General features: G+C 58.5%; 4 protein-coding genes. All 4 read left to right on the top strand.

Translation table 11 applies throughout. The features are described 5' to 3' along the window. The first annotated feature begins 36 nt into the window (after positions 1–36). Complete coding sequence (locus M0974_RS29260; protein WP_297845276.1) at positions 37–978, top strand: aliphatic sulfonate ABC transporter substrate-binding protein; 942 nt, start codon at positions 37–39, stop codon at positions 976–978. A gap of 30 nt (positions 979–1,008) precedes the next feature. Continuing rightward, positions 1,009–2,334: an LLM class flavin-dependent oxidoreductase gene (locus M0974_RS29255; RefSeq protein WP_297845273.1), complete on the top strand. Its 1,326-nt coding sequence runs from the start codon at positions 1,009–1,011 to the stop codon at positions 2,332–2,334. Positions 2,335–2,364: 30 nt separating this feature from the next. Next, positions 2,365–3,447, top strand: a complete 1,083-nt coding sequence (locus M0974_RS29250) for an ABC transporter substrate-binding protein (RefSeq protein WP_297845270.1) — start codon at positions 2,365–2,367, stop codon at positions 3,445–3,447. Continuing rightward, positions 3,434–4,317, top strand: an 884-nt coding sequence (locus M0974_RS29245; protein ID WP_297845266.1) for an ABC transporter permease, incomplete at its 3' end; no start/stop codon positions are given. The genes M0974_RS29250 and M0974_RS29245, both read left to right, overlap by 14 nt.

Here is a 4,317-nt window from a genome sequence, read left to right as displayed (position 1 = left end):
TTCGATCTCTTCAAATCGCTTATATCAAGGTTCTTCATGAAGTTCAGACACGTCGTCGCCCTCGCCAGCCTGCTGTTTGCTGCCGCCAGCGTTCAGGCACAGCAAGCTATCGATATCAGTTACCAGCGATCTTCGACACTGTGGATTTTGCTCAAACAAAGTGGCCAGTTGGAAGAGCGCCTGAAACCCCTGGGGTTTACCGTTAATTGGCATGAGTTCAGCACCGGCCTACTTAGTTCGCTGAACGCTGGCAGCGTTGATTTGCACGCGGACGTGGCCGATGCCTTTGCGTTGTTTACTCAGGCCGCCGATGCGCCGCTGACCTATTACGCCCAAGAACGGCCTGCTCCCAGTGCGCAGGCAATCATCGTTCAAGAAAACTCACCGATTCATAGTGTTGCCGATTTGAAAGGCAAGACCGTGGCCGTGTCCAAAGGCTCCGGCAGCAACTACCTATTGATCTCGGCGCTGAAAAAGGCCGGTCTGACCTTGGCTGACATTACCCCGCGTTACCTCGAAGCACCGGATGGCGGTGCCGCCTTCGCCAGCGGTAGCGTCGATGCCTGGGCCATTTGGGACCCGTTCCTGGCAACCCAACAGCTTGATCATCATGTACGTGTGCTGGCCGACGGCAAAAATGGCGTGGCCGATTACAACCGGTTTTACCTGGCGACCAGCAAATTCGCAGCGGCCCATCCCGATGTGCTGCAAGTGACCTTCGACACGCTGCGCGAGACCGGCCAATGGGTCAAAGCCCATCCCAAAGAAGCCGCGCAAATTCTTGGCCCACTATGGGGCAACGTACCGCCGGCCACCGTCGAACTGGCCAATACCCGTCGCAGTTACGACATCGTGCCGGTCAAGGTCGATGACCTGGCAGAGCAGCAACGCATCGCTGACACCTATTACGCGGCGAAGCTGATTCCCAAACCGCTGAACGTCACTGAAATAAACATCTGGGCGCCAAAGGCCAGATAACGCTGTTTTCCATTCCTTTGGAGTCTCGCCATGGCACGTCAAATTCACTTGTCAGCATTTTTGCTGACCGGTCCGGTTATCCACAGTCACGCCGTATGGCGCCACCCGCAAACCATCGGTAATTACTTGGACCCCGAGTACTACGCGCGGGTTGCCAAGGTCGTGGAGGAGGGGCTGTTCGACTTCCTGTTCTTTGCTGATCGCCTGGCAGTTGGCGACCAAATGGGCGGCTCTCGCGACGTGGCATTGCGCTATGGCGCCCAGGATGCAACACGTTTGGACCCACTGCCAATCTTGTCTTATCTCGTTGGTCAGACCCACAAACTCGGTCTCGGCGCCACGCGCTCTACGACTTATTACGAGCCTGCGCATATTGCTCGGGAGTTCGCCACCCTGGATCACTTGTCCAAAGGCCGTGCCGCCTGGAACATCGTGACCTCGATGAACGACAGCGAAGGGCGCCTGTTCGGTAAGGACAAGCACCTGGAGCACGATCTGCGTTACGACCGTGCCGATGAATTCGTCGAGGTGGCGTTGAAGCTGTGGCGCAGTTGGGCGCCGGATGCACTCAAACTGGACCGTGAAAACGGCGTGTTGGCTGATCCATCGAAGATCCATTCCGTGCAGCACAGCGGCGACTGGTTCAAGGTCGAAGGACCGCTGAATATCCCGCGCACGCCGCAAGGGCGGCCGGTGTTGATTCAGGCTGGATCATCAGGTCGGGGCCGACGCTTTGGTGCGCGCTGGGCCGAGGCAATTTTCACCATCCATCCGCACTTGAACGCCATGCGCGCCTTCCGCGATGACGTACGGGCACAGGTGGTGCAACAAGGTCGCGACGCCGACAGCTGCAAAGTCCTGACTGCGGTCATGCCCTTTATTGGCGGTACCGAAGCCGAAGCACGGGCCAAGCGCGATCAGCACAACGCGCTGGCACGCCCCGAACTCGGGTTGGTGACGCTGGCTTCACAGCTGAATGTCGACCTGTCTCCATTCCCTTTGTCGGCGACGCTGGCCGAGATCGCCCAATCGCCGTTGATCCACCCTGCCGCCGCAGAAAAACTCCTGATGCAAGGCGCGGACACCACGCTGGAGCAGCTCGGACGGATTTTCGCCAGCAGTGTTCGCGTGCCGCAATTGGTCGGTACTGGCGCGCAAATCGCCGAACAGCTGGCTGATCTGTTTCTCGGCGAAGGCTGCGACGGGTTTGTGATTTCTCCCGCTTATCTGCCGGGCTCTTTTAGCGAATTTGTCGAAAGCGTGATTCCGCACCTGCAACACAAAGGTTTGTTCAGGCGCGCTTATGAAGGCTCGACCTTGCGCGAACACCTGGGTCTAGCCGACCTGAAGGACTGAGTGATTTCCATAACCCAAAGGGATAGTTGAATGGCCGCTTTTGATAAATTGACCCGTCGTCACGTGTTGGGTCTCGCCGGCTTCGCCCTTGCGAGCCCGCTACTGATGTCTTTGCCGCGCGCCAGTTGGGCGGCAGATGAGCATGCGGAGCCTATGGCTGACATGGGTGATATGGGCGCAGAGCCTACAGGTACCGGTGAGTTCATCCGCCTGGATAAGCCCCGCGCGCTGAAACTGGCGGTCAACCTTAACGCGGTATGCCTGGCCCCTGTCGTGATTGCGCACGGCGAAGGCTTCTTCAAGAAGCACAATCTCGACGTCGAGTTGGTTAATTTTGGCAACTCCACCGAAGTGCTGCTCGAAGCCATTGCTACCGGCAAGGCTGACGCGGGTGTCGGTATGGCGCTGCGCTGGCTCAAAGCGCTAGAGCAGGGCTTCGACGTCAAGTTGACTGCCGGTACTCACGGCGGCTGCTTGCGGTTACTCAGCGCGGTGAATAGCAACATTCATTCGCTGGAAGACCTGAAAGGGAAAGCCATCGGCGTCACCGACATGGCCAGCCCAGACCGTAACTTCTTCTCCATCCTGCTGAAAAAGCACGGCATCGATCCTGTGCGTGACGTGGAATGGCGCCTATACCCAGCCGACCTGCTGGGAACTGCGCTGGAGCGTGGCGAAGTGCAGGCCATCAGCGGCAGTGACCCGTTCATGTACCGCTTGATCAAGTCTGGCAAGGCGCAAGAGCTGTCGAGCAATCTGTCTGAGGAATACGCGAATCTCAGCTGCTGCGTGCTGGGTGTGACCGGCAAACTGGTTCGCGAAGAGAAGCGCGTGGTCGCCGCATTGACCCAGGCAATCCTTGAAGCGCACGACTATTCAGTCAAGCATCCAGAAGCGGTCGCCAAGGGTTTTCAAGCTTATGCGTTGAATACCTCCACCGCAGAAGTCGAGGCGATTCTTCACGATCACACCCACGGCCATCACGCTGTCGGCGCGGCGCTGACCAAGGAAATCGCTACCTACGTCAGCGACCTGAAAACCGTGGAGGTGATTCGTCAAAGCACCGATGCGAACGAATTCGCCAAGGAGATTACGGCCGATGTCTTCAACTGAGGTGTCCAGCCTCGCCAACCTTGAGGCCCGACCTGGCTTCGCGGTGTGGAGGCAAGGGGTTGTGGCAGTCGTGGCGTGGGTGGCGGTGGCGCTGGTGATCATTCGCATGCCCAACGCCACCCGTAATTGGCCGATGACCCAAGGCTTGGCGAATCTCTGCCTGGCGGTCGCTGCAATCATTGTGTTGCTGGGGATCGTTGGGCATTGGTCGCCCAAGGTTGCTGGCCGTGTGCGTCGAACTGCTGCCTGGTTGATCGCGCTGCCGATTTTATTGGGTATATGGGAACTGCTGACCGCCAAGCTCGGCATCTTGCCCGTGCCATTTTTCGCGCCGCCGCAAGCGTTGTTGGACGTCTACGTTGACGATTGGCCACGCTTGGCGGACAGCCTACTGCACTCGGCACTGCTGCTGGGCGCCGGCGTGGCATTCGGTGCAACCACTGGATTTATCGCGGGTGTCGCCATCGGCTGGTCAAGCAGCATCGGCTATTGGCTGCACCCGGTATTGCGCATCCTTGGCCCTGTGCCATCGACCGCCTTGTTGCCGCTGTGCTTCTTCCTGTTTCCCAGCAGTTGGAGCGCCAGCGTGTTTTTGATCGCCTTGGCAACTTGGTTTCCGGTCACCGTGCTGACGTGGTCGGGAGTGGCCAGTGTCGATAAAGCCTACTACGACGTAGCAAGAACCCTCGGCGCAAAGCAGCGTTTTCTGATCTTCAAAGTGGCGATCCCCGCGGCATTGCCCCACGTATTTGTCGGCCTGTTCATGGGCCTCGGCGCTTCATTCTCGACGTTGGTGGTCGCAGAAATGATGGGCGTCAAATCCGGCATCGGCTGGTACTTGCAATGGGCACAGGGCTGGGCGGCTTACGC

The organism is Pseudomonas sp. (assembly GCF_026224925.1).
Classification (GTDB): Bacteria; Pseudomonadota; Gammaproteobacteria; order Pseudomonadales; family Pseudomonadaceae; genus Aquipseudomonas.
This window is presented reverse-complemented; position numbering and strand designations above follow the sequence as displayed.

What these genes read in the sequence shown, in the direction of transcription:
- M0974_RS29260 (WP_297845276.1), top strand. Translation starts at nt 37, where the DNA reads ATGAAGTTCAGACACGTCGTCGCCCTCGCCAGCCTGCTGTTTGCTGCC.
- M0974_RS29250 (WP_297845270.1), top strand. Translation starts at nt 2,365, where the DNA reads ATGGCCGCTTTTGATAAATTGACCCGTCGTCACGTGTTGGGTCTCGCC.
- M0974_RS29255 (WP_297845273.1), top strand. Translation starts at nt 1,009, where the DNA reads ATGGCACGTCAAATTCACTTGTCAGCATTTTTGCTGACCGGTCCGGTT.